General features: G+C 73.9%; 20 protein-coding genes. 15 read left to right on the forward strand and 5 right to left on the reverse strand.

From position 1 onward, the window contains the following. The first annotated feature begins 8 nt into the window (after positions 1–8). The 3 genes from AB0N76_RS12725 to AB0N76_RS12735 all read left to right on the forward strand — a co-directional run bounded on the left by AB0N76_RS12725 (position 9) and on the right by AB0N76_RS12735 (position 3,616). Positions 9–608 carry a nucleoside triphosphate pyrophosphatase gene (locus AB0N76_RS12725; protein WP_363556151.1) on the forward strand — a complete coding sequence of 200 codons (600 nt, stop codon included), beginning with the start codon at positions 9–11 and terminating at the stop codon, positions 606–608. Between the two features lie 181 nt (positions 609–789). Beyond that, complete coding sequence (locus AB0N76_RS12730) at positions 790–1,593, forward strand: hypothetical protein (protein ID WP_363556153.1); 804 nt, start codon at positions 790–792, stop codon at positions 1,591–1,593. A 250-nt stretch (positions 1,594–1,843) separates the two neighbouring features. Then, positions 1,844–3,616 carry a biotin carboxylase N-terminal domain-containing protein gene (locus AB0N76_RS12735; RefSeq protein WP_363556155.1) on the forward strand — a complete coding sequence of 591 codons (1,773 nt, stop codon included), beginning with the start codon at positions 1,844–1,846 and terminating at the stop codon, positions 3,614–3,616. Positions 3,617–3,720: 104 nt separating this feature from the next. Here AB0N76_RS12735 and AB0N76_RS12740 read toward each other — a convergent pair whose 3' ends face one another. Both AB0N76_RS12740 and AB0N76_RS12745 read right to left on the reverse strand, forming a co-directional pair. Then, positions 3,721–4,734, reverse strand: coding sequence for a DeoR/GlpR family DNA-binding transcription regulator (locus tag AB0N76_RS12740; protein ID WP_363556157.1), 1,014 nt, complete (start codon positions 4,732–4,734; stop codon positions 3,721–3,723). Between the two features lie 200 nt (positions 4,735–4,934). Continuing rightward, entirely contained in the window at positions 4,935–6,389 is a 1,455-nt protein-coding gene (locus tag AB0N76_RS12745) for an NAD(P)H-quinone dehydrogenase (protein ID WP_363556159.1), read from the reverse strand. 78 nt (positions 6,390–6,467) lie between these two features. On the opposite strand from AB0N76_RS12745, the gene AB0N76_RS12750 reads away from it, so the two are divergent. The 3 genes from AB0N76_RS12750 (at position 6,468) to AB0N76_RS12760 (ending at position 9,840) form a co-directional block, all read left to right on the forward strand. Then, positions 6,468–6,905 (forward strand): gamma-glutamylcyclotransferase, encoded by a 438-nt coding sequence (locus AB0N76_RS12750; RefSeq protein WP_363556161.1) that lies wholly within the window; start codon positions 6,468–6,470, stop codon positions 6,903–6,905. Between the two features lie 142 nt (positions 6,906–7,047). After that, positions 7,048–7,869 (forward strand): purine-nucleoside phosphorylase, encoded by an 822-nt coding sequence (locus AB0N76_RS12755; protein WP_363556163.1) that lies wholly within the window; start codon positions 7,048–7,050, stop codon positions 7,867–7,869. Between the two features lie 246 nt (positions 7,870–8,115). Next, positions 8,116–9,840 carry a phospho-sugar mutase gene (locus AB0N76_RS12760; protein WP_363556165.1) on the forward strand — a complete coding sequence of 575 codons (1,725 nt, stop codon included), beginning with the start codon at positions 8,116–8,118 and terminating at the stop codon, positions 9,838–9,840. 96 nt (positions 9,841–9,936) lie between these two features. On the opposite strand, the gene AB0N76_RS12765 is transcribed toward AB0N76_RS12760, so the two are convergent. Beyond that, on the reverse strand, positions 9,937–10,617 hold the full coding sequence (locus AB0N76_RS12765; protein ID WP_363556167.1) for a PH domain-containing protein: 681 nt from the start codon (positions 10,615–10,617) through the stop codon (positions 9,937–9,939). A 150-nt stretch (positions 10,618–10,767) separates the two neighbouring features. Between AB0N76_RS12765 and deoC the strand changes: the two genes are divergently transcribed. From deoC to AB0N76_RS12790, 5 genes are all read left to right on the forward strand, one after another. Beyond that, a complete protein-coding gene (deoC, locus tag AB0N76_RS12770) occupies positions 10,768–11,754 on the forward strand; it encodes a deoxyribose-phosphate aldolase (RefSeq protein WP_363556169.1) in 987 nt (328 codons plus the stop codon). A gap of 5 nt (positions 11,755–11,759) precedes the next feature. Further along, positions 11,760–13,256 carry an aldehyde dehydrogenase family protein gene (locus tag AB0N76_RS12775; protein ID WP_363556171.1) on the forward strand — a complete coding sequence of 499 codons (1,497 nt, stop codon included), beginning with the start codon at positions 11,760–11,762 and terminating at the stop codon, positions 13,254–13,256. After that, positions 13,249–14,151 (forward strand): aldehyde dehydrogenase family protein, encoded by a 903-nt coding sequence (locus AB0N76_RS12780; RefSeq protein ID WP_363556173.1) that lies wholly within the window; start codon positions 13,249–13,251, stop codon positions 14,149–14,151. The genes AB0N76_RS12775 and AB0N76_RS12780 overlap by 8 nt, the downstream gene beginning before the upstream one ends. A 277-nt stretch (positions 14,152–14,428) precedes the next feature. Next, entirely contained in the window at positions 14,429–14,881 is a 453-nt protein-coding gene (locus tag AB0N76_RS12785) for a hypothetical protein (RefSeq protein WP_363556175.1), read from the forward strand. Between the two features lie 48 nt (positions 14,882–14,929). Beyond that, positions 14,930–15,568, forward strand: a complete 639-nt coding sequence (locus AB0N76_RS12790) for an ATP-binding protein (protein WP_363556177.1) — start codon at positions 14,930–14,932, stop codon at positions 15,566–15,568. 204 nt (positions 15,569–15,772) lie between these two features. Here AB0N76_RS12790 and AB0N76_RS12795 read toward each other — a convergent pair whose 3' ends face one another. Continuing rightward, positions 15,773–16,450, reverse strand: a complete 678-nt coding sequence (locus AB0N76_RS12795; RefSeq protein WP_363556293.1) for a SigE family RNA polymerase sigma factor — start codon at positions 16,448–16,450, stop codon at positions 15,773–15,775. A 589-nt stretch (positions 16,451–17,039) separates the two neighbouring features. On the opposite strand from AB0N76_RS12795, the gene AB0N76_RS12800 reads away from it, so the two are divergent. From AB0N76_RS12800 to AB0N76_RS12810, 3 genes are all read left to right on the forward strand, one after another. Continuing rightward, entirely contained in the window at positions 17,040–17,717 is a 678-nt protein-coding gene (locus AB0N76_RS12800; protein ID WP_327677620.1) for a response regulator transcription factor, read from the forward strand. 84 nt (positions 17,718–17,801) lie between these two features. Further along, complete coding sequence (locus AB0N76_RS12805; RefSeq protein WP_363556179.1) at positions 17,802–19,328, forward strand: HAMP domain-containing sensor histidine kinase; 1,527 nt, start codon at positions 17,802–17,804, stop codon at positions 19,326–19,328. Beyond that, a complete protein-coding gene (locus tag AB0N76_RS12810) occupies positions 19,325–19,690 on the forward strand; it encodes a hypothetical protein (protein WP_363556181.1) in 366 nt (121 codons plus the stop codon). The genes AB0N76_RS12805 and AB0N76_RS12810 overlap by 4 nt, the downstream gene beginning before the upstream one ends. A 37-nt stretch (positions 19,691–19,727) precedes the next feature. Here AB0N76_RS12810 and AB0N76_RS12815 read toward each other — a convergent pair whose 3' ends face one another. Then, positions 19,728–20,657 carry a zinc-binding dehydrogenase gene (locus AB0N76_RS12815; RefSeq protein WP_363556183.1) on the reverse strand — a complete coding sequence of 310 codons (930 nt, stop codon included), beginning with the start codon at positions 20,655–20,657 and terminating at the stop codon, positions 19,728–19,730. An 88-nt stretch (positions 20,658–20,745) separates the two neighbouring features. Between AB0N76_RS12815 and AB0N76_RS12820 the strand changes: the two genes are divergently transcribed. Then, positions 20,746–21,435, forward strand: coding sequence for a TetR family transcriptional regulator (locus AB0N76_RS12820; protein WP_363556185.1), 690 nt, complete (start codon positions 20,746–20,748; stop codon positions 21,433–21,435). The last annotated feature ends 100 nt before the right edge of the window (positions 21,436–21,535 follow it).

Raw genomic sequence — 21,535 nt, forward strand, 5'->3', positions numbered from 1 at the left:
TGGTGGGCATGACCGACCGCCGCACCCTCGTCCTCGCCTCCGCCTCCCCCGCCCGCCTCGGGCTGCTCCGCCAGGCGGGCCTCGACCCGCGCGTGGTGGTCAGCGGCGTCGACGAGGACGCCCTCACCGCCGCCACCCCCGCCGAACTCGCGCTCGTCCTCGCCGAGGCCAAGGCCAAGACCGTCGCCGCCGGCCTCTCCGATGGCGAACTGGTCATCGGCTGCGACTCGGTGCTGGAGCTGGACGGCCTCGCGCTCGGCAAGCCCGCCGACGCGGCCGAGGCGCTCGCCCGCTGGCAGTCGATGCGCGGCCGGGCCGGCGTCCTGCAGACCGGGCACTGCGTGATCGACACCGCCACCGGGCGGCAGTCCTCCGCGACCGCCTCCACCACCGTCCGCTTCGGCACCCCGGACGACGCCGAGATCGCCGCCTACATCGCCACCGGCGAACCGCTGCACGTGGCCGGCGCGTTCACCCTGGACGGCCGCTCGGCGCCGTTCGTCGAGGGCATCGAGGGCGACCACGGCAACGTCATCGGCCTGTCGCTGCCGCTGCTGCGCACCCTGCTCGCCGACCTGGACGTCCGGATCACCGACCTCTGGCGGTAGCCGGCCCCGACGCCTGGCGGACCGGAGCTGTTTACGCCAACTTCCGCGCGGCGAAGCTCGTTTGACGCCCGCCAGGAGGATGCTCCGGAGCCGTCGACGGTCCGGCCGGGGGCCGTCGACCGGCCGGCCGGTCGGCCGCTAGGCTGACCGGCACCGTTCGAACGGGGGAGGTGGCGAGCGGATGACCGACAGTCTGCTCAACGTCCTGCTGGGCCTGGTGGCCAGCGCGCTCAGCGCCGGGCTCGGCTGGCTCGGCCAGAGCCTGCGCCGAAGACGCCGGCTGGAACGGACCAGGGCGTTCCTCGGCCTGCCGGCCGGCAGCGAGTGCCTGATCGTGGTCAACCGCAGCATCGGCACCGGCGCCCACGCGCGCACGGTCACCCGGCGCGACGCCTACGCGCTGATGGAACTCGCCGCCCTGGTGAAGGAGTGCGGCGCCCAGGCCGACCTGGTCGCGCACGACGCCGCGCCGCGCGGCCTCGGCGGCAAGACCGAGCTCTGCCTCGGCGGCCCGGTCTCCAACGACCGGATGGCCGCCCACCTGGCCTGGGGCCTGCCCGGGGTGACGATCTCCAGCAGCCAGGCCCCGCTGGACAACACCATCACCGTCGGCGGCCGGACGTACACCGCCGACCAGGACGTCGCGGTGCACGTCCTGGTGGCCCGGCTGGCCACCCCCGAGGGCGGCCGCCCGGTGTTCCTGATCTCCGGACAGACCGGCATCGCCAACCACGCCGGCGTCCGCCACCTGGTGACCCACCACCGCCGGCTGACCCGCCGGTACGGCACGGACGGCACCTTCGCCCTCCTGCTGCGGGTGGTCAACCCGAACGCGTACGGGCCGGACGTGGTCGAGCAGGTCGCCGACGTCACCGCCGAGGCGGTGGAGCGCCCGCCGACCGCGCAACCGACCGCGCAGCCGACCCCGAACCCGCGTCCGGCGCCGCCCGCGCAGGCCGCCGGCACGACCGCGCCGAGCGCTTGAGCGGGCCCGCCCCGGCCCCGTTCGACGAGGGTGTGGCCAAGCCCACCGCCCCGCCACGCCGTCGGGTCACCGTCCGCGATCACCCCCGCTCCACCACCGCTCCCGGCACCACCTGCACAGACGCCCGCCGGGCCGTCCACCACCCGCCCGGACGCATCACCCTCCGTGTGGGATAGTTCACAACCTGGGGCTACTCGCCGGTACTGCCCAGGAATCCATAAACTCAACGAGGTTCAAGAAGGGAGCCACAGTGCGCAAGGTGCTCATCGCCAACCGCGGGGAAATCGCCGTCCGCGTCGCCCGTGCCTGCTCGGACGCCGGTATCGCCAGCGTCGCCGTCTACGCCGAGCCGGACCGGGATGCGCTGCACGTCCGCGCGGCCGACGAGGCTTACGCGCTGGGCGGCGACACCCCCGGCACCAGCTACCTGGACATCGCCAAGGTGCTCCAGGCCGCCGCCGACTCCGGCGCCGACGCCGTCCACCCCGGCTACGGCTTCCTGTCGGAGAACGCCGAGTTCGCCCAGGCCGTCATCGACGCGGGCCTCACCTGGATCGGCCCGCCGCCCCAGGCCATCCGCGACCTCGGTGACAAGGTCACCGCCCGGCACGTGGCGCAGCGCGCCGGTGCCCCGCTGGTCGCCGGCACGCCGGACCCGGTCGCGGGCGCCGACGAGGTCGTCGCCTTCGCCCAGGAGCACGGCCTGCCGGTCGCCATCAAGGCGGCCTTCGGCGGCGGCGGCCGCGGCCTCAAGGTCGCCCGCACCCTGGAGGAGATCCCGGAGCTGTTCGAGTCCGCGGTGCGCGAGGCGGTCGCCGCCTTCGGCCGCGGCGAGTGCTTCGTCGAGCGCTACCTGGACAACCCGCGGCACGTCGAGACCCAGTGCCTGGCGGACAAGCACGGCAACGTGGTGGTCGTCTCCACCCGTGACTGCTCGCTGCAGCGCCGGCACCAGAAGCTGGTCGAGGAGGCGCCCGCGCCGTTCCTCACCCCCGAGCAGAACGCCGAGCTGTACCGGGCGTCGAAGGCCATCCTCAAGGAGGCCGGCTACCAGGGCGCCGGCACCTGCGAGTTCCTGGTCGCGAAGGACGGCACGATCTCCTTCCTGGAGGTCAACACCCGTCTGCAGGTCGAGCACCCGGTCACCGAGGAGGTCGCCGGCATCGACCTGGTCCGCGAGATGTTCCGGATCGCCGACGGCGAGGAGCTCGGCTACGGCGACCCGGAGATCCGCGGCCACTCCTTCGAGTTCCGCATCAACGGCGAGGACCCGGGCCGCAACTTCCTGCCCGCGCCCGGCACGGTGACGCTGTTCGCCCCGCCGTCCGGCCCCGGCGTCCGGCTGGACTCCGGCGTGGAGACCGGCTCGGTCATCGGCCCGGCCTGGGACTCCCTGCTCGCCAAGCTGATCGTCACCGGTCGCGACCGCAAGCAGGCGCTGGAGCGCGCCAAGCGCGCCCTGGCCGAGTTCAAGGTCGAGGGCATGGCCACCGCCATCCCGTTCCACCAGGCGGTCGTCACCGACCCGGCGTTCGCGCCCGAGGTGCACGGCGGCGAGGGCCCGTTCACGGTCTACACCCGCTGGATCGAGACCGAGTTCGACAACACCATCCCCGCGTTCGCCGGTGCCGCCGGCGAGGGCGAGGAGGCGGAGACCCGCGAGACCGTGGTCGTCGAGGTCGGCGGCAAGCGGATCGAGGTCTCGCTGCCGTCCTCGCTGGGCGTCTCCGCCGCCCCGGCGGCCGGTGCCGGGGCCGCGAAGGCCAAGCGCCGGGTCGGCGCCAAGAAGGCCGGCTCCGCGGTCGGCGGTGACACCCTGGCCTCGCCGATGCAGGGCACCATCGTCAAGGTCGCCGTCGAGGAGGGCCAGGTCGTCGCCGAGGGCGAGCTGATCGTCGTCCTGGAGGCGATGAAGATGGAGCAGCCGCTGAACGCCCACAAGGCGGGCACCGTCGTCGGCCTCAAGGCCGAGGTCGGCGCGAGCGTCTCCAGCGGCGCCGCGCTCTGCGAGATCAAGGACTGACCCCGGGTCGCACGTCCCGCCGCCGGTCCGTACACCTTCGGGTGTGCGGACCGGTCGCGTTTCGGCGGTACCTCTCGGTGGTGCGTCGGGGCGGGTGCGGGGCCTCAGCGGCCGCGCGGCATCCCCAGCTCGGCGAGTCTGGCCGGCAGCGGCCCACCCGGACCGGACGGTCCGCCCGGGCCCCCGGGGCCGCCGTGCACGCCCGGCCGCCGCTGACCGGGCAGCGGGGCGCCACCGGGCGGCGGGGCGGCCCGGCGGGCCAGCGGGCCCGGCTGGGTCTGGTGGACGGGGCCGCTGCCGGTGCCGTGCACCGGGGTGTCGCCGCCCGGGTGGGCGCCGAGCGGCGCGAGGTCGATCTGCACCCCGCAGTCGGCGAGCGCGTCGAGCTCCCGGGCCGTGGCGTCGTCGGCGGTGGCGTGCTCGTCGGTGACCAGCCGGGTGATGGTCTCGGTCGGGACCGTCTGGAACATGGTGTCCGCGCCGAGCTTGGTGTGGTCGGCGAGGATGATCACCTCGGTGGCCGACTGCACCAGCGCCCGGTCCACGCTCGCGGAGAGCATGTTCGTGGTCGAGAGGCCGCGCTCGGCGGTCAGCCCGCTGCCGGAGACGAACGCCTTGGTGACCCGCAGCCCGTGCAGCGACTGCTCGGCACCGCTGCCGACCAGGGCGTAGTTGGAGCCGCGCAGGGTGCCGCCGGTCATCACCACCTCGACCCGGTTGGCGTGCGCCAGCGCCTGGGCGACCAGCAGCGAGTTGGTGACCACCGTCAGCCCGGGCACCCGGGCCAGCCGGCGGGCCAGCTCCTGGGTGGTGGTGCCGGCGCCGACCACCACGGCGTCGCCCTCCTCCACCAGCCCGGCGGCGAGATCGGCGATGGCGCTCTTCTCCGCCGCGGAGAGGTGGGTCTTCTGCGGGTAACCGGGTTCGCGGCTGAAGCCGCCGGGGAGCACCGCGCCGCCGTGCCGGCGGTCGAGGAGCCCTTCTGCCTCCAGGGCCCGCACGTCGCGGCGCACGGTCACTTCGGAGGTCTGGACGACGCGGGCCAACTCCCGGAGCGAGACCGCTCCGTTGGCGCGCACCATTTCGAGGATCAACTGGCGACGTTCTGCTGCAAACACAGAACCGACGGTAACCTGCGTGACCGTCTGCTTTCAGGCGTTTGCTGCTAGTAGCGGGAATTGCTCACGCCCGAGCGGCGCGTGACCGTACAATGCGCGCCGTCGGTGATCCGGGACTGCGCCCGCCGTCCGGGTGACCCCCGGCATGCGCGAGGGGCGGCCGCCGAACGGCGACCGCCCCTCAACTGGGCGCCCGGTGCTCAGGATTCGCCGCCCTCGCGCTTGCGGATGTGGAGCTGGCGGGCGGCCTCGGCGGTGGAGCCGGAGACCGACGGGTAGACGGTGAAGGCGCTGGCCACCTGTTCGACGGTCAGATTGGCGTCCACGGCGAGCGAGATCGGGTGGATCAGCTCGCTGGCGCGCGGGGCGACCACCACGCCGCCGACCACGATGCCGGTGCCCGGGCGGCAGAACAGCTTCACGAAGCCGTCCCGGATGCCCTGCATCTTCGCCCGCGGGTTGCCCCGCAGCGGCAGCTTGACCTCGACCGCGTCCATCTTGCCGCACTCCACGTCGGCGGCGGTGTAGCCGACGGTGGCGATCTCCGGGTCGGTGAAGACGTTGGAGGCCACCGTCTTCAGGTTCAGCGGCTGCACCGCGTCGCCCAGCGCGTGGTACATCGCGATCCGGCCCTGCATGGCCGCCACCGAGGCGAGCATGAAGACGCCGGTGCAGTCGCCGGCCGCGTACACGCCGGGGGCGGAGGTGCGGGAGACCCGGTCGACCTGGATCTGGCCCCAGTCGTTGAGCTTGACCCCGGCCTCCTCCAGGCCCATCTCCGCAGTGTTCGGGATCGAGCCGACCGCCATCAGGCAGTGCGTGCCCTCGATCACCGTGCCGTCGGAGAGGGTGACCTCGACCTTGTCGCCGATGCGCTTGGCGCTCTCGGCCCGCGAGCGGCTCATCACGTTCATGCCGCGGCGGCGGAAGACCTCCTCCAGCACCTCGGCGGCGTCCGGGTCCTCGCCGGGCAGCACCCGGTCGCGCGAGGAGACCAGGGTGACCTTGGAGCCGATCGCCTGGTACGCGCCGGCGAACTCGGCGCCGGTGACGCCGGAGCCGACCACGATCAGCTCGCGCGGCAGCTCGTCCAGGTCGTACACCTGGGTCCAGGTGAGGATCCGCTCGCCGTCCGGCTGGGCGTCCGGCAGCTCACGCGGGTGGGCGCCGGTGGCGATCAGCACCGCGTCGGCGCGCAGCGACTGCACGCTGCCGTCGGGCGCGTCCACCAGCACCTCGCGGGAGCCGTCCACGGCCTGGCCGCCGGCGCCGAGCCGGCCGCGGCCGCGCAGCACGGTGACCCCGGCCCGGGTGACGGACTGGGTGATGTCGTGCGACTGGGCGATCGCCAGCCGCTTCACGCGTCGGTTGACCTTGCCGAGGTCCACGCCGACCACCCGGGCCTGCTGCTCCAGCGGCGGGGTGTCGTCGGCGACGATGATGCCCAGCTCCTCGTACGAGCTGTCGAAGGTCGTCATCACCTCCGCGGTCGCGATCAGGGTCTTCGACGGCACGCAGTCCGTGAGCACCGCCGATCCGCCCAGACCGTCGCGGTCGACGACGGTCACCTCCGCGCCGAGCTGAGCGGCTACCAGCGCCGCCTCGTAGCCGCCGGGTCCGCCACCGATGATCACGATCCGAGTCACGTCCACCATTGTCCCGCACGCCGGGAGCGCTGCCACGCCGGGGTCGGGGCTTCTGTGCGATCGCCCAGGGGCCGTAGTGTTCCCCCCATGCCCCTTTACGCCGCGTATGCCACGAACCTCGATGCCCGGCAGATGACCCGCCGCGCCCCGCACTCCCCACTGCGCGGCACCGGGTGGCTGACCGGCTGGCGGCTCACCTTCGGCGGCGAACACCTCGGCTGGGAGGGCTCGCTGGCCACCGTGGTGGAGGACGAGAAGGACCAGGTCTTCGTCTCGCTGTACGACGTGGCGCCGATGGACGAGGAGGGGCTCGACCGCTGGGAGGGCGTCCAGCTCGGCATCTACCGCAAGACCAAGCTGCGCGCGCAGACCCTGGACGGCGACGTGTCGGTCTGGACGTACGTGCTCAACGACTACGAGGGCGGTCTGCCCGCCGCCCGCTACCTGGGCCTGATCGCCGACGCGGCGGAGAGCGCCGGCGCCCCCGACGACTACGTGCTGGACCTGCGCCGCCGCCCCTGCTGACCGCCCCGTTCACAGCCGGCTCCGGGTCGTACCGCCGCGCGGGCGCCCCGGAGCTGTACGTTCACGCCATCCGGGTAACGATCCGGCACGTCGTACCAGGATTTTCTACGCGCGTAGCCATTTCCCGTCTATCCTCGGACCTGTGAACGCATCTCCTCAGTCGGTCGTCTCCGCCGACCCCTACGCCGCCGCGCAGGCCGCCGCCGAGCGCCTCCGCGAGCTGACCGGTGCCGAGCGCCACGACGTCGCCCTGGTGATGGGCTCCGGCTGGGTGCCGGCCGCCGACGCCCTCGGCGAGACCGTGGCGGAGTTCCCCGTCACCGATCTCCCGGGCTTCCCCGCCCCCGCCGTCGCCGGCCACGCCGGCACGATCCGCTCGGTGAAGATCGGCGAGAAGCGCGCCCTGATCTTCCTGGGCCGCAACCACTACTACGAGGGCCACGGCGTCGCCACCGTCGTCCACGGCGTGCGCACCGCCGCCGCGGCCGGCTGCGGCATCATCGTGCTGACCAACGGCTGCGGCGGCCTGCGCCACGGCTGGGTCCCCGGCCAGCCGGTGCTGATCAGCGACCACATCAACCTGACCGCCGACTCCCCGATCGTCGGCGCCAACTTCGTCGACCTCACCGACCTCTACTCGAAGCGGCTGCGCGACCTGTGCCGCGAGGTCGACTCGACCCTCGACGAGGCCGTCTACGTCCAGTTCCGCGGCCCGCACTACGAGACCCCGGCCGAGGTCAACATGGCCCGGGTGATCGGCGGCGAGCTGGTCGGCATGTCGACCACCCTGGAGGCCATCGCCGCCCGTGAGGCCGGCGCCGAGGTGCTCGGCATCTCGCTGGTCACCAACCTGGCCGCCGGCATGACCGGCGAGCCGCTCAACCACGCCGAGGTGCTGGAGGCCGGCAAGGCCTCCGCCGAGCGCATGGGCGCGCTGCTGGCCAAGGTCCTCGAGCGGATCTGACGCCGACGCGGTGCACACTGCATGAGCGACGGGGCCCGCGAGCGGCCGTGCTCCGCTGATCGCACGATCAGCCGGACACACCCGCCCGCGGGCCCCGTCCGCGTGCGCGACCGCGACGCGGCACCTCCCGTCCCGTCCTCGCGGTCCGTCCCGTCCCGCCCCGCCCCCGCAACACGTCTCGTCTCGCCCCGCCCCGCGCCCGTCCCACCGGGCGATCACCGACGCACTTCCTCTGGAGCTGCAGCCATGACGCAGGCAACCACCACCGACCTCCTCGCCCGGGCCCGCACCTGGCTGGCCGAGGACCCGGACCCGCAGACCCGTGCGGAGCTCGCCGCGCTGCTCGCCGACGCCGAGGCCCCCGAGGCCGAGGCCAAGGCCAAGCTCGCCTGGGCCCAGCTGGCCGAGCGCTTCGCCGACCGCCTCCAGTTCGGCACCGCCGGCCTGCGCGGCGAACTCGGCGCCGGGCCGATGCGGATGAACCGCGCCGTGGTCATCCGGGCCGCCGCCGGCCTGGTCTCCTACGTCAAGCAGCAGGGCCTCGGCGACCTCGTGGTGATCGGCTACGACGCCCGCCACAAGTCCTACGACTTCGCCCGCGACACCGCCGCCGTGGTGGTCGGCGCCGGCCTGCGCGCCGCCCTGTTCCCCCGCCCGCTGCCCACCCCGGTGCTCGCCTACGCCGTCCGCCACCTCGGCGCCGCGGCCGGCGTGACCGTCACCGCGAGCCACAACCCGCCGCAGGACAACGGCTACAAGGTCTACCTGGGCGACGGCTCGCAGATCGTGCCGCCGGCCGACGCGGGCATCGCCGCCGAGATCGACGCCATCGGCTCGCTCACCGAGGTCCCGCTCGCCGCGGACGGCTGGGAGACCGTCGACGAGTCCGTGGTCGAGGCCTACCTCGACCGGGCCGCGTCCATCGTCGACCCGCACACGGCCCGCGACCTCGACATCGTCTACACCCCGATGCACGGCGTCGGCCGCGACACCTTCCTCGCCGCGCTGCGCCGGGCCGGCTTCCCCGCCCCCACCGTGGTCGCCGAGCAGGCCGAGCCCGACCCGGACTTCCCGACCGTCGCCTTCCCCAACCCGGAGGAGCCGGGGGCGATGGACCTCGCCTTCCGCACCGCCGCCTCGGTCGGCCCCGACATCGTCATCGCCAACGACCCGGACGCCGACCGCTGCGCGGTGGCCGTCCCCGCCGACGGCGACGCCGCCGGCGGCGGCACCGGCGCGAGCGGCTGGCGGATGCTCCGCGGCGACGAGGTCGGCGCCCTGCTCGGCGCCGCCCTGGTCGGCAAGAAGGCCACCGGTACCCTCGCCACCACCATCGTCTCCTCCACCCTGCTGGGCCGGATCGCCGAGGCCGCCGGGCTCGACTACGCCGAGACCCTCACCGGCTTCAAGTGGATCGCCCGGGCCGAGGGCCTGCGCTACGGCTACGAGGAGGCGCTCGGCTACTGCGTCGACCCGCAGGGCGTGCGCGACAAGGACGGCATCACCGCCGCCCTGCTGGTCGCCGAGCTCGCCGCCACCCTCAAGCAGTCCGGCCGCACCCTGACCGACCTGCTGGACGACCTGGCGCTGGAGCACGGCCTGCACGCCACCGACCAGCTCTCCGTCCGGGTCGAGGACCTCTCGCTGATCGCCGACGCCATGCGCACGCTGCGCGAGCAGCCGCCGACCGAGCTGGCCGGCCTGACCGTCACCCGGGCCGACGACCTCACCGCCGGCTCCGCCGACCTGCCGCCGACCGACGGCCTGCGCTACTACCTCGCCGGGGACGCCGTCCGCTCGGCCCGGATCGTGGTCCGCCCCTCCGGCACCGAGCCGAAGCTCAAGTGCTACCTGGAGGTTGTCCTCCCGGTCGCCACCGCCGCCGACCTCGCCCCGGCCCGGGCCCGCGCCGCCGACCTGCTGGCCGCGATCAAGGTCTCGCTGGCCGCCGCGGCGGGCATCACCGCCTGAGCCGCGAGCGCCCGCGTAGACGCCGAAGGGGCCCACCGGAACATTCCGGTGGGCCCCTTCGGCGTCTACGGCCGCGTGTCGCGGGCGGCGGTGCGGTCAGACCGCGATGACGGTGATCAGCGCCACCAGGCCGGCCAGCGTCGGCGCGATGATCCACCAGCACCAGCGGACCTCGACCGGGCCGGTGGCGTCGGGGCGGCCGGCGTTGCGCTCGGCCATGTCCTGGAGGACGCCGACCACCTGGTCGGACCAGGCCTTGGTCGGGTCCGCGGAGCCCTGCACACCGGGGCCGGACGGGGCGCCCGAGCCGAAGACCATGCCCAGCCGGGAGGCGTGCTGCTGGCCGCCGCGCTCGCGGGCCCGGGCGGCGCGCTTGCGCTGGCGCAGCGACACCGGCACCGCCCACACCTGGTACTTGTCGCCCTCGGCGAGCAGCTCCACCGAGTAGCCGGCCCGCAGGGCGTCCACCGAGGCCCAGGGCGCGGTGATGGTCCGCAGCGGGTTGCGCACCACCAGGCGCCGCTCGTTGGCCCGCACGGCCGGCCGCAGGGTGTACGCGATCACCGGGAAGGCGAACACCGGCACCGCGGCGAGCGAGACCCAGGGCGTCTTCCCGGTCCCGTTCAGCGCCGCGTCCCCGATCAGCCACGCCGCGACGGCCAACAACAGCACCCCGGAGATCATGCCGGGAACGGAGCGGTACACGCGGTCCGCGTACACGGGCTCGCCTTCGGAGCCGGCCGAGCCCTGGTGGGGCTTGCCGTCGGATTCGGTCATGCCGACGATTCTGCCGCATGGCCTGCGCGATCTACAGGGGAGAACAGGGGATACGGGTGGGGCGCGCGGGGTCCGGAGGTCTCGATTCGGCATTGATAGCGGGCTGCTCTAGCGGTTGACTACGCGCGTAGATATGCTGGTGTGGTGACTATGTCCACTCTTGCAGCCAATGCCCCCGGCGTTGCGGGCAGCGGTCTCGAGGACGTCGCGGCGTCCGAGGCCTCGCTCCGTCGCTTCCTGCACGGCCTGCCCGGTGTCGACCAGGTCGGCCTGGAGGCGCGTGCCGCCCTTCTCGGTACCCGCTCGATCAAGACCACGGCCAAGGCGTACGCCATCGACCTGGCCATCTCGATGATCGACCTGACCACGCTGGAAGGCGCGGACACGGTCGGCAAGGTGCGCGCCCTGTGCACCAAGGGCAGGAACCCCGATCCGACCGACCCGTCCACCCCCCGCGTCGCCGCGATCTGTGTCTACCCGGACATGGTCGCCACCGCGAAGGCGGCGCTGCAGGGCACCGACATCCAGGTCGCCTCCGTCGCCACCGCCTTCCCGGCCGGACGCGCCGCGCTCCCGGTCAAGCTCGCCGACACCGCCGACGCGGTCGCGGCCGGCGCCGACGAGATCGACATGGTGATCGACCGGGGGGCCTTCCTCTCCGGCCGCTACCTGGACGTCTACAACGAGATCGTCGCCGTCAAGCAGGCCTGCCGCCGCCCCGACGGCAGCTCCGCCCACCTCAAGGTGATCTTCGAGACCGGCGAGCTCCAGACGTACGACAACGTGCGCCGGGTCTCCTGGCTGGCGATGCTGGCCGGCGCCGACTTCATCAAGACCTCGACCGGGAAGGTCGCCGTCAACGCGACCCCGCCGGTCACCCTGCTGATGCTGGAGGCGGTCCGCGACTTCCGCGCGGCCACCGGCGTCCAGATCGGCGTGAAGCCCGCCGGCGGGATCAAGACCACCAAGGACGCGATGAAGTACCTGGTGATGGTCAACGAGACCCTCGGCGACGACTGGCTGAGCCCGCACTGGTTCCGCTTCGGCGCCTCCAGCCTGCTCAACGACCTGCTGATGCAGCGTCAGAAGCTGACCACCGGACGGTACTCCGGTCCCGACTACGTGACGGTGGACTGAGAATCATGGCCAAGAACAGCAAGAAGACCGACGAGCCCACGGCCGAGCGGACCACCGCCAAGCCGACCGGCCTGTTCGGCTACGCCCCAGCCCCCGAGTCGCCCGCCGCGGCCGGCGACATCGCCAGCTCCTACGGGCACTTCATCGGCGGCGAGTTCGTCGACTCCTCCGGCAGCGAGGCCCTGAAGACGGTCAACCCGGCCACCGAGCAGGTGCTCGCCGAGTTCGCCCAGGGCACCGAGGAGGACGTCGACCGCGCGGTCGCCGCCGCCCGCAAGGCCTTCGTCGACTGGTCGGCGCTGCCCGGCAGCGAGCGCGCCAAGTACCTGTTCCGGATCGCCCGGATCGTCCAGGAGCGCGCCCGCGAGCTGGCCGTGCTGGAGTCGATCGACAACGGCAAGCCGATCCGCGAGACCCGCGACTTCGACATCCCGAACGTCGCCGCGTGGTTCTTCTACTACGCCGGCTGGGCGGACAAGCTGGACTACGCCGGCTTCGGCCCGAACCCGAAGCCGATCGGCGTGGCCGGCCAGGTCATCCCGTGGAACTTCCCGCTGATGATGCTGGCGTGGAAGATCGCGCCCGCGCTGGCCACCGGCAACACCGTGGTCCTCAAGCCGGCCGAGACCACCCCGCTGACCGCGCTGCGCTTCGCCGAGATCTGCCGCCAGGCCGGTCTGCCGAAGGGCGTCGTCAACATCGTCACCGGCGACGGCCGGACCGGCGCGGCGCTCACCGCGCACCCGGACGTCAACAAGATCGCCTTCACCGGCTCGACCCCGGTCGGCCGGGCGATCGCCAAGCAGCTGGCCGGCACCCGCAAGAAGCTCTCGCTGGAGCTCGGCGGCAAGGCGGCCAACATCGTCTTCGACGACGCGCCGATCGACCAGGCGGTCGAGGGCATCGTCAACGGCATCTTCTTCAACCAGGGCCACGTCTGCTGCGCGGGTTCCCGCCTGCTGGTCCAGGAGTCGATCCAGGACGAGCTGCTGGAGTCGCTGAAGCGCCGGATGGCCACCCTGCGGGTCGGCGACCCGCTGGACAAGAACACCGACATCGGCGCCATCAACTCGGCCGAGCAGCTGGCCCGGATCACCGCGCTGACCGACGCCGGCGAGGCCGAGGGCGCCGAGCGCTGGTCGCCCGCCTGCGACCTGCCGGGCACCGGCTTCTGGTTCCGGCCGACCATCTTCACCGGCGTCAGCCAGGCCCACCGGATCGCCCAGGAGGAGATCTTCGGCCCGGTGCTGTCGGTGCTGACCTTCCGCACCCCCGCCGAGGCGGTCGAGAAGGCCAACAACACCCCGTACGGCCTCTCCGCCGGCATCTGGACGGAGAAGGGCTCGCGGATCCTCTGGACCGCCAACCGGCTGAAGGCCGGCGTGGTCTGGGCCAACACCTTCAACAAGTTCGACCCGACCTCGCCGTTCGGCGGCTACAAGGAGTCGGGCTACGGCCGCGAGGGTGGCCGGCACGGTCTGGAGGCCTACCTCGATGTCTGATGTCGTGAGCCGTCTTGATGTCCTCAAGACCTACAAGCTGTACGTCGGCGGGAAGTTCCCGCGCTCCGAGAGCGGGCGGGTGTACGAGGTGACCGACTCAAAGGGCGAGTGGCTCGCCAACGTCCCGCTCGGCACCCGCAAGGACACCCGCGACGCGGTCCTGGCCGCCCGCGCGGCGGTCAAGGGCTGGGCCGGCACCACCGCGTACAACCGCGGCCAGGTGCTGTACCGGGTCGCCGAGATGCTGCAGGGCCGGCGCGAGCAGTTCGCCGCCGAGGTGGCGCTCTCCGAGGGCGTCGGCCCGAAGAAGGCGGCCGCCCTGGTGGACGCCGCGATCGACCGCTGGGTCTGGTACGCGGGCTGGACCGACAAGGTCGCCCAGATCGCGGGCGGCGCCAACCCGGTCGCCGGGCCGTACTTCAACCTCTCCACCCCGGAGCCGACCGGCGTGGTCGGGATCGTCGCCCCGCAGGCCGGCTACGGGCACTCGCTGCTCGGCCTGGTCTCGGCGATCGCCCCGGCCATCGCCACCGGCAACACCGTGGTGGTGGCGGCCGCGGCCGACGCCCCGCTGCCGGCCCTGTCGCTGGGCGAGGTGCTCGCCACCTCGGACGTCCCGGGCGGCGTGGTCAACATCCTGTCCGGCCGGACCGCGGACATCGCGCCGACCCTGGCCTCGCACCAGGACGTCAACGCGGTGGACCTCACCGGGGCCATCGCGGACGCCGGCCCCGGCGCGGCGCGCGAGCTGGAGGCGCTGGCCGCGGATACCCTGAAGCGGGTGATCCGCCCGGAGCCGGACCCGTTCGCCCAGGACTGGACCAATGCTCCCGGAACGGACCGGCTACTCTCGTTCCTGGAGACCAAGACGGTCTGGCACCCGATGGGTATCTGACCTCCGGGTCACCCCATGCGGTTACCCTGGGTAGCCGCCGGTTGTCACAACTCCACAGACTGGCCGTCCCCAGTGCCCTCTCCCCCCCAGGGCCCGGACGGTCACAGGACGGACCCGCGCCTCTCCCCCCCTGGCGCGGGTCCGTCGACTTTCCCGGGGCCGTCTTCGCGGGGCCCGTCGACTTTCGTCGTGCCGGATCGAGCCGTTCGACGCTCCCGGCGGCCCCGGGCGGCCGCGCAGACTGGGGCCACACCACGCACCGAGGGGGACGACGCTCATGGGAGAGCTGGTCGGCGAGTTTCTGGCCCTGTTCGCGGACGGGTTCCTGCGCGCCCGGCACGTGGCCCGCACCCGGCGTCGGCTGGCCGCCGGCCGTCCGGTCCGGATCCCCTGCTCGGCGCGCTCCGACGGGCCCGGCTGGCAGCCCCGCTACCTCAACGGGCGGCTGCGGATCACGCCGGGCGCCCCGTCGGCCGTGTTCACCGCGCGTGACCTCGACGGCCCGGTCGAGCTGCCCTCCGGCGGCACCTTCCACGAGCCGGAGCCGGACACCTGGCACAGCCAGGACTGGGCCGCCACCGCGTACCTGGCGCCGGGCGCCGAGGACCGCGTCTTCCTCCAGGTCGACAGCCGCTACCTGCCGCTGCTGCACGCCGCCCTGACCGACCCCGCGGCCGTCCGGGCCGAGGGCGCGAAGGCCGGAAGCCCCGGGGCCGTGCACGAAGTGTGACGCAGCCGGGTTTCGGCATCCGGCCGGGATGCGTCAGACTGGTGTCCCGTGAGTGACTCCCCGCTGAACCCTGTGCCGATAGCCCGCGCCCGGGTGGTCCTGCTCTCCGGGCCCTCCGGATCCGGGAAGTCCTCGCTCGCCGAACGCAGCGGCCTGCCGGTCCTCCAGCTCGACGACTTCTACAAGGACGGCGACGACCCCACCCTGCCGCGGCTGCCCGACGGCTCGGTGGACTGGGACTCCCCGCTGGCCTGGCACCGCGACCAGGCCGTGGCGGCCATCCGCGCGCTGTACGAGACCGGGCGGACCGCGGTCCCGGTGTACTCCATCCCGGACAACGGCCGGGTCTCCACCCGGGCGCTGGACCTCGGCGGTGCCGGCGCGTTCGTCGCCGAGGGCATCTTCGCCGCCGAGATCGTCGCCGACTGCGCCGCCGAGGGCCTGCTCGGTGACGCCCTGTGCCTGCGCAACGGCGCGTTCACGACCGCCTGGTGGCGGCTGCGCCGGGACGTCCGCGAGGGCCGCAAGTCGCTGCCGGTGCTGCTGCGCCGCGGCTGGCGGCTGATGCGGGCCGAACGGAGCATCGTCGGCCGGCAGGTCGCGCTGGGCTCGCACCCGTGCGCCGGGCCGGAGGCCGAGCGGCGGATCCGCGTGGCGGCCACCGCCGGCGAGCTCTCCGCGGTCTGACCGACCGCCTTCGTCTTCACCCCCGCCGTGCGGAACGGCGGTTCCCACCCCGTGACACGGAACAGCGGGCCCGGTGCGTCTCCCCCGCACCGGGCCCGCCGCCTTCCCCGGACGGTCAGGGCTCCCCCGGGCGGCGCCGCTCCCCCGAGCCGGCGCCGACCGTGCCTGTCCGTCCTGCTACCCGTCCCCCGACGGGAGTCCCTGTTACGCGACCAGCTCGCCGAAGGCCCGGACGGTGTCGCCCGAGGTGTTCAGCTGCTCGTCGTCGCGCAGCCGGCGCAGCGCGCGCCAGATGCTGCTCTTGACCGTGCCGACGCTGATGCCGAGCACGTCGGCGATCTCCGGGTCGGTCTTGCCCTCGTAGTAGCGGAGCACCAGCATGGTCCGCTGGTTCTCCGGCAGCTTGGCCAGCGCCTGCCAGAGCACGGCGCGCAGCTCGGTGCCGCCCATCGCGTCCGTGTCGCCGACCGTCTCCGGCAGCTCCTCGGTCGGGTACTCGTTGACCTTGCGGCGCCGCCAGGCGGAGATGTGCAGGTTGGTCATGGTGCGGCGGAGGTAGCCCCCCACCGCGGCCTTGTCGGTGATCCGGCCCCAGGCCCGGTAGGTGCTGAAGAGCGCGCTCTGCAGCAGGTCCTCGGCCTCGTAGCGGTCACCGGTGAGGTGGTACGCGGTGGCGTACAGGGAGGCGCGGCGCTCGCGCACGTACGCGGTGAACTCGGTGATGTGGTCCTCCGCGACGGCCGGGTGCTCCCCCCGCGCCCCGCCCTGTGCCACCTCGGTGGTGCGCGCCGCCGCGGGGTTCAGCCGCAGCAGCGTCGCACCGGCGGCCTCGCGGCCGGCCGACTCCCCCGAGTCGGCCTTCCGCAGGCCGGTCCCCCCGATGCCCCGGTTCCCCCCCGGGGCGTCCGCACCCTCGACGCGGACGGGGAGGATCCCCCGCAGCGTCAGGGTGGCGGCGGAGTCGGCCGCGTTCCCCCGGCGGCCGATCCCGTACAGCTCCCCCGTCCTGCCGCCCCCGCTCACCCGGCGGGCGACAGTGTTTCCACCGGTGCTGTGTGCGCACCCCCGTACGGTCACGGCACCGGAGGCCTCGTCGGTCCTGACCTCGAACCGGGTCTTGTGGGTCGTCGCTGACGAACGCGCGGTGCGGACAGCCGGGTTGGTCCGGGTCTGAAGCATGGCGTTCATCGTGCGCCCCCTTGGATCGGTTCGAGCGGTTCCGTCGCCGCCTTCCAGCCGGCCGGTTGGCCCGCTGTCCTGCGGCGACATCGAAAATCCTGCCCGCCGGTTGTGATGGCGCTGTCCGTCGACTGTCACAGGGCTGTCACAGGGCCGGGCCTTTCGACCCGCTCCACCTCCCGCCGTTGACGGACGCCGGTGGCGCGGGTTCCGGTTCCCGGGCGGTCGGGGAGCGGCGGGTGAGGGACGAGTGGGGGGTGATTCGCCGCTCCGGGTGGGCCAGAATGAGGCCGTGCCTTTCCTCCTTCTGATCGAGGACGACGACGCCATCCGGACCGGCCTCGAACTCGCCCTCACCCGCCAGGGCCACCGCGTGGCCACCGCCGCGTCCGGCGAGGACGGCCTGCGGCTCTTCAAGGAGCAGCGGCCGGACCTCATCGTGCTGGACGTGATGCTGCCCGGAATCGACGGCTTCGAGGTGTGCCGCCGGATCCGCCGCACCGACCAGTTGCCGATCATCCTGCTGACCGCCCGGTCCGACGACATCGACGTGGTGGTCGGCCTGGAGTCGGGCGCGGACGACTACGTCGTCAAGCCGGTGCAGCCGCGTGTCCTGGACGCCCGGATCCGGGCCGTGCTGCGGCGCGGCGAGCGGGAGAGCTCGGACTCGTCCGTGTACGGCACCGTGGTGATCGACCGGGCGGCGATGACCGTCACCAAGGACGGCGCGGACCTCCAGCTCACACCGACCGAGCTGCGGCTGCTGCTGGAGCTCAGCCGCAGGCCGGGGCAGGCGCTGTCCCGGCAGCAGCTGCTGCGGCTGGTCTGGGAGCACGACTACCTGGGCGACTCCCGGCTGGTGGACGCGTGCGTGCAGCGGCTGCGGGCCAAGGTCGAGGACGTGCCGTCCGCGCCGACGCTGATCCGCACGGTGCGCGGCGTCGGCTACCGGCTGGACCCGCCGGCGTGACGGCCGGCCCGCCTCCGGGCCCGCCTCCGGGACGGCGCGCCATACCCCGCTCCTCGCACTGAACTTCCGTAACGACAGGCTCCTGTGACTGACCATCAGACGACGACGGCCCCGTGGTTCTCCTCCGGCCGGTGGCGGCGGCTGCGCTCGCTGCGGGTGCGGCTGATCGCGGTGTTCGCCGCGGTCGCGCTGCTCACCGCGGTCTCGGCCTCCGGCATCGCGTACTGGCTGAACCGCGACGCGGTGCTCAAGCGCGCCCAGGACACCGCGCTCAACGACTTCCGGCTCTCGCTCAGCCGCAACGTGTCGAGCCTGCCGCTGAACGCGACCTGCGAGGACCTGACCGCGCTGGCGAACAGCGTCGCGAGCTCCGGACTCAGTTACGACGTCGTCGTGTCGGACCCGGCGCTGCCGGACTGCCTCGCCTCCTCCAGCCCGACGCAGTACTCGCTCGCCGTCGTCCCGACCGCGCTGCAGACCGCTGTCGGCAAGCCGCGCGAGATCACCGAGTCCAACCCGTACACCTACCACCTGTACTGGCAGCGGCAGAACCTGGACGGCCGGCCGTTCGTGATCGGCGGCACCAAGGTGGTGACGACCGGTCCGACCGCGTACATGTTCAAGTCGCTGGAGAACGAGCGGGCCGACCTCAACACGCTCGGCTGGTCGCTGGCGATCGCCACGCTGCTGGCGCTGATCGGTTCGGCGCTGCTCGCGCAGGCAGCGTCCGCGACGGTGCTGCGGCCGGTCAAGCGGCTCGGCGACGCGGCCCGGCGGCTCGGTGAGGGCCACCTGGACACCCGGCTGGAGGTCGAGGGTTCGGACGAGCTCGCCGACCTGGCGCGGACCTTCAACCGGACCGCGGAGTCGCTGCACGAGCAGGTCGAGGAGCTGAGCGCGCGCGAGGCGCAGAGCCGGCGGTTCGTCGCCGACATGTCGCACGAGCTGCGCACGCCGCTGACCGCGATGACCGCCGTGACGGACATCCTGGAGGACGAGGCGGAGTCGCTGGACCCGATGATCGAGCCGGCCGTCCGGCTGGTGGTCAGCGAGACCCGCCGGCTCTCCGACCTGGTCGAGAACCTCATGGAGGTGACCCGCTTCGACGCGGGCACCGCCAAGCTGGTCGCCGACGAGGTCGACATCGCCGACCTGATCATGTCCTGCATCGACGGCCGGGCCTGGTACGACGCGGTCGAGGTGGACGCCCCGCGCGGCATCCGGGCCGTGGTCGACCCGCGCCGGCTGGACGTCGTCTTCGCCAACCTGATCGGCAACGCCCTCAAGCACGGCGGCTCGCCGGTGCGGGTGAAGGTGCGGGAGAGCGGGGACTCGGTGGTCGTCGAGGTCTCCGACAGCGGGCCGGGCATCCCCGAGGACGTGCTGCCGCACGTCTTCGACCGGTTCTACAAGGCCGACAAGGGGCGGGCGCGCTCGGAGGGCAGCGGCCTCGGCCTGTCCATCGCGATGGCCAACGCGCAGATCCACGGGGGGACCATCACGGCGGCGAACGGCGAGGTGGGCGCGGTGTTCACGCTGACCCTGCCGTCGGCCCCGCCGCCCCCGCCGCCGTCCGACACCGGCGACGCCGCCGAGGAGAGTGCCCCGTGAGACGTCCGTTCGCCGCCGCCGCGCTGCTGGGGGTGGCCGTGCTGGCCACCGGCTGCGGCATCCGTCCGACCGCCGTCCCGGTGGACGCGGGCGCGCCGGCCAGCCGGACCGCCTGTCCGACGGTCGCGCGGATACCCACGGCACCGAGCACGCCGTCGCCGACCGCCGGCGCCCCGGTCGTGACCCAGGCCCCGGCCCACTCGGCCACCATGGGCTCGGCCGGTCCGTCCGCGCCGGCCCGGGCGGGCGTCTCGCCGTCGGCCGTGCCGTCGCCCGTCGTGGTGTCGCCGACGCCGCCGGCCGACAACGCGTTCGGCGCGCTGCCCTCACCGTCGGCCTCGACCACGGCGCCCTGCCGGTAGCCGTCCGCTTCGGCGGGCGGCGGGTTCGGCCGGCCGATCAGTCGAGGGTCAGCACCGCCTTGCCGTGCAGGCCGCCGGCGAGCAGCGCCCCGACCGCGTCCGCCGCGTCCGCCCAGCCGCCGCGCCAGGTGATGCCCGGGTCCAGCGCGCCCGCCGCGACGCGCTCGGCCAGCCAGCCCAGGTCGCGGTCGAGGCCGGCGCAGGCGAGCAGGAAGAAGGTCACCACCGAGCGGTCATGCCGCCCCTGGTCGCCGAACAGCTCGCCGAACGGGAACTCCTCCCCCGTACCGGCGGCGTGCCCGACGGAGACCAGGGTCCCGCCCGGGCCCAGCCTCCGGTAGGCCTCGACCAGCAGCGGGCCGCCGACCAGGTCCACCACGCCGTCCACCGGCCGGGAGGCCTCCCCCGGCCCGCCCACCACCTCGTGCGCGCCGAGCCGGCGCAGCAGTCGGCCGTGCGCGGCGGGATCGCTCGTGCTCGCCACCACCCGGGCGCCCGCGGCCCGGGCGAGCTGGACCGCGTACCGCCCGACGCCGCCGGTGGCGCCCGTGACCAGCACGTCGCGGCCGAGCAGCGGGCCGATCCGGTGCAGCGCCCGGAGCGCGCTCGCGCCCGCGACCGGGACCGTCGCCAGCGCGGCGGGGTCCGCGCCGGCGGGGGCGACGCCGATCAGCGCGGTGTCGACCGCGCGCAGTTCGGCCCAGGCGGTGTCGGGCATCAGGGTCACCACCGGCGTGCCCGCGGCCGGGCCGGTGCCGTCGGCGGCCGCGCGTTCGACGACGCCGGCGGCGTCCCAGCCGAGGACGGCCCCCTCGGGGGCGGCGGCCAGGCCGAAGGCGACCTCGCCGCGGTTGAGCGAGGTCGCGGTCGTCCGGACCAGCGCCTGGTGCGGGGCCGGGACCGGGTCGGGGGCGGTGCCGAGGCGCAGTCCGCCGGGGGCGGAGCGGTCGACGAGAAGCGCGCGCACGGGTCCTCCTGGGGATGGGTTCGGGAATTCTGCCACTGAGTGGCATGAGCCTACAGGTGGCAATCGCTGCCCGGCTACACTGTCCGCGATGAAGCCCGAAGCCGCCCCGGTCACCCCGTCCGCCGCGACCGCGTCCGCCGTGCCCGCCGCCCAACTGCCGCTGCGCGAGCGGAAGAAGCTGCGCACCCGGCAGGCGCTGGTCGACACCGCCCTGCGACTGTTCGGCGAGCGCGGCTTCGAGCGGGTGACCCTGGACGAGCTCTGCGACGCCGTCGAGGTCTCCAAGCGGACCTTCTTCCGCACGTTCACCAGCAAGGAGGACGTCGCGATGGCCCCCACCCAGGACCTCTGGGCGGCCTTCCTCGACGTCCTCTCGACCGGCCCGATCGCCGACGGCCGCCCGCTCATCGGGGTGTACGAGGACGCGCTCGTCGCGGCCCTCGACCGGATGCCCGCCGACGGCTGGGCCGAACGCGCCCTGGCCAGCCGTCGGCTCGCCGCACGGACGCCCTCGATGGACGCGCACGGGCTGGCGTTCTGCGACCGCACCACGCGCGCCGCAGTGGGCGTGGTCGGCGAGCGGTTCGCCCTCGCCGACGCCGACGACCTGCGCGCGCACCTGGCGCTCGACATGCTGGTCGCGGCGTTCCACCGGGCGCTCGACGGCTGGGTGGCGCAACCCGCCGGCCACACCGGCGCCGACCTCGCCCGCCGGCTCCGGGAGACCTGCGCCGCGCTGCCCGGCGCGCTCGCGGCGACGGCCGCGCCGCGCGTCTGAGTTCGCGCACCGCGCTTTCGGCCCCCGCTCCGACCCCCGCTCCGACCCTCGCCCCGGCCCTCGCCCCGGCGTGCGGCGCAAAGTTCACACCGGGCATGGA

Source organism: Kitasatospora sp. NPDC093806 (assembly GCF_040683335.1).
Classification (GTDB): Bacteria; Actinomycetota; Actinomycetes; order Streptomycetales; family Streptomycetaceae; genus Kitasatospora.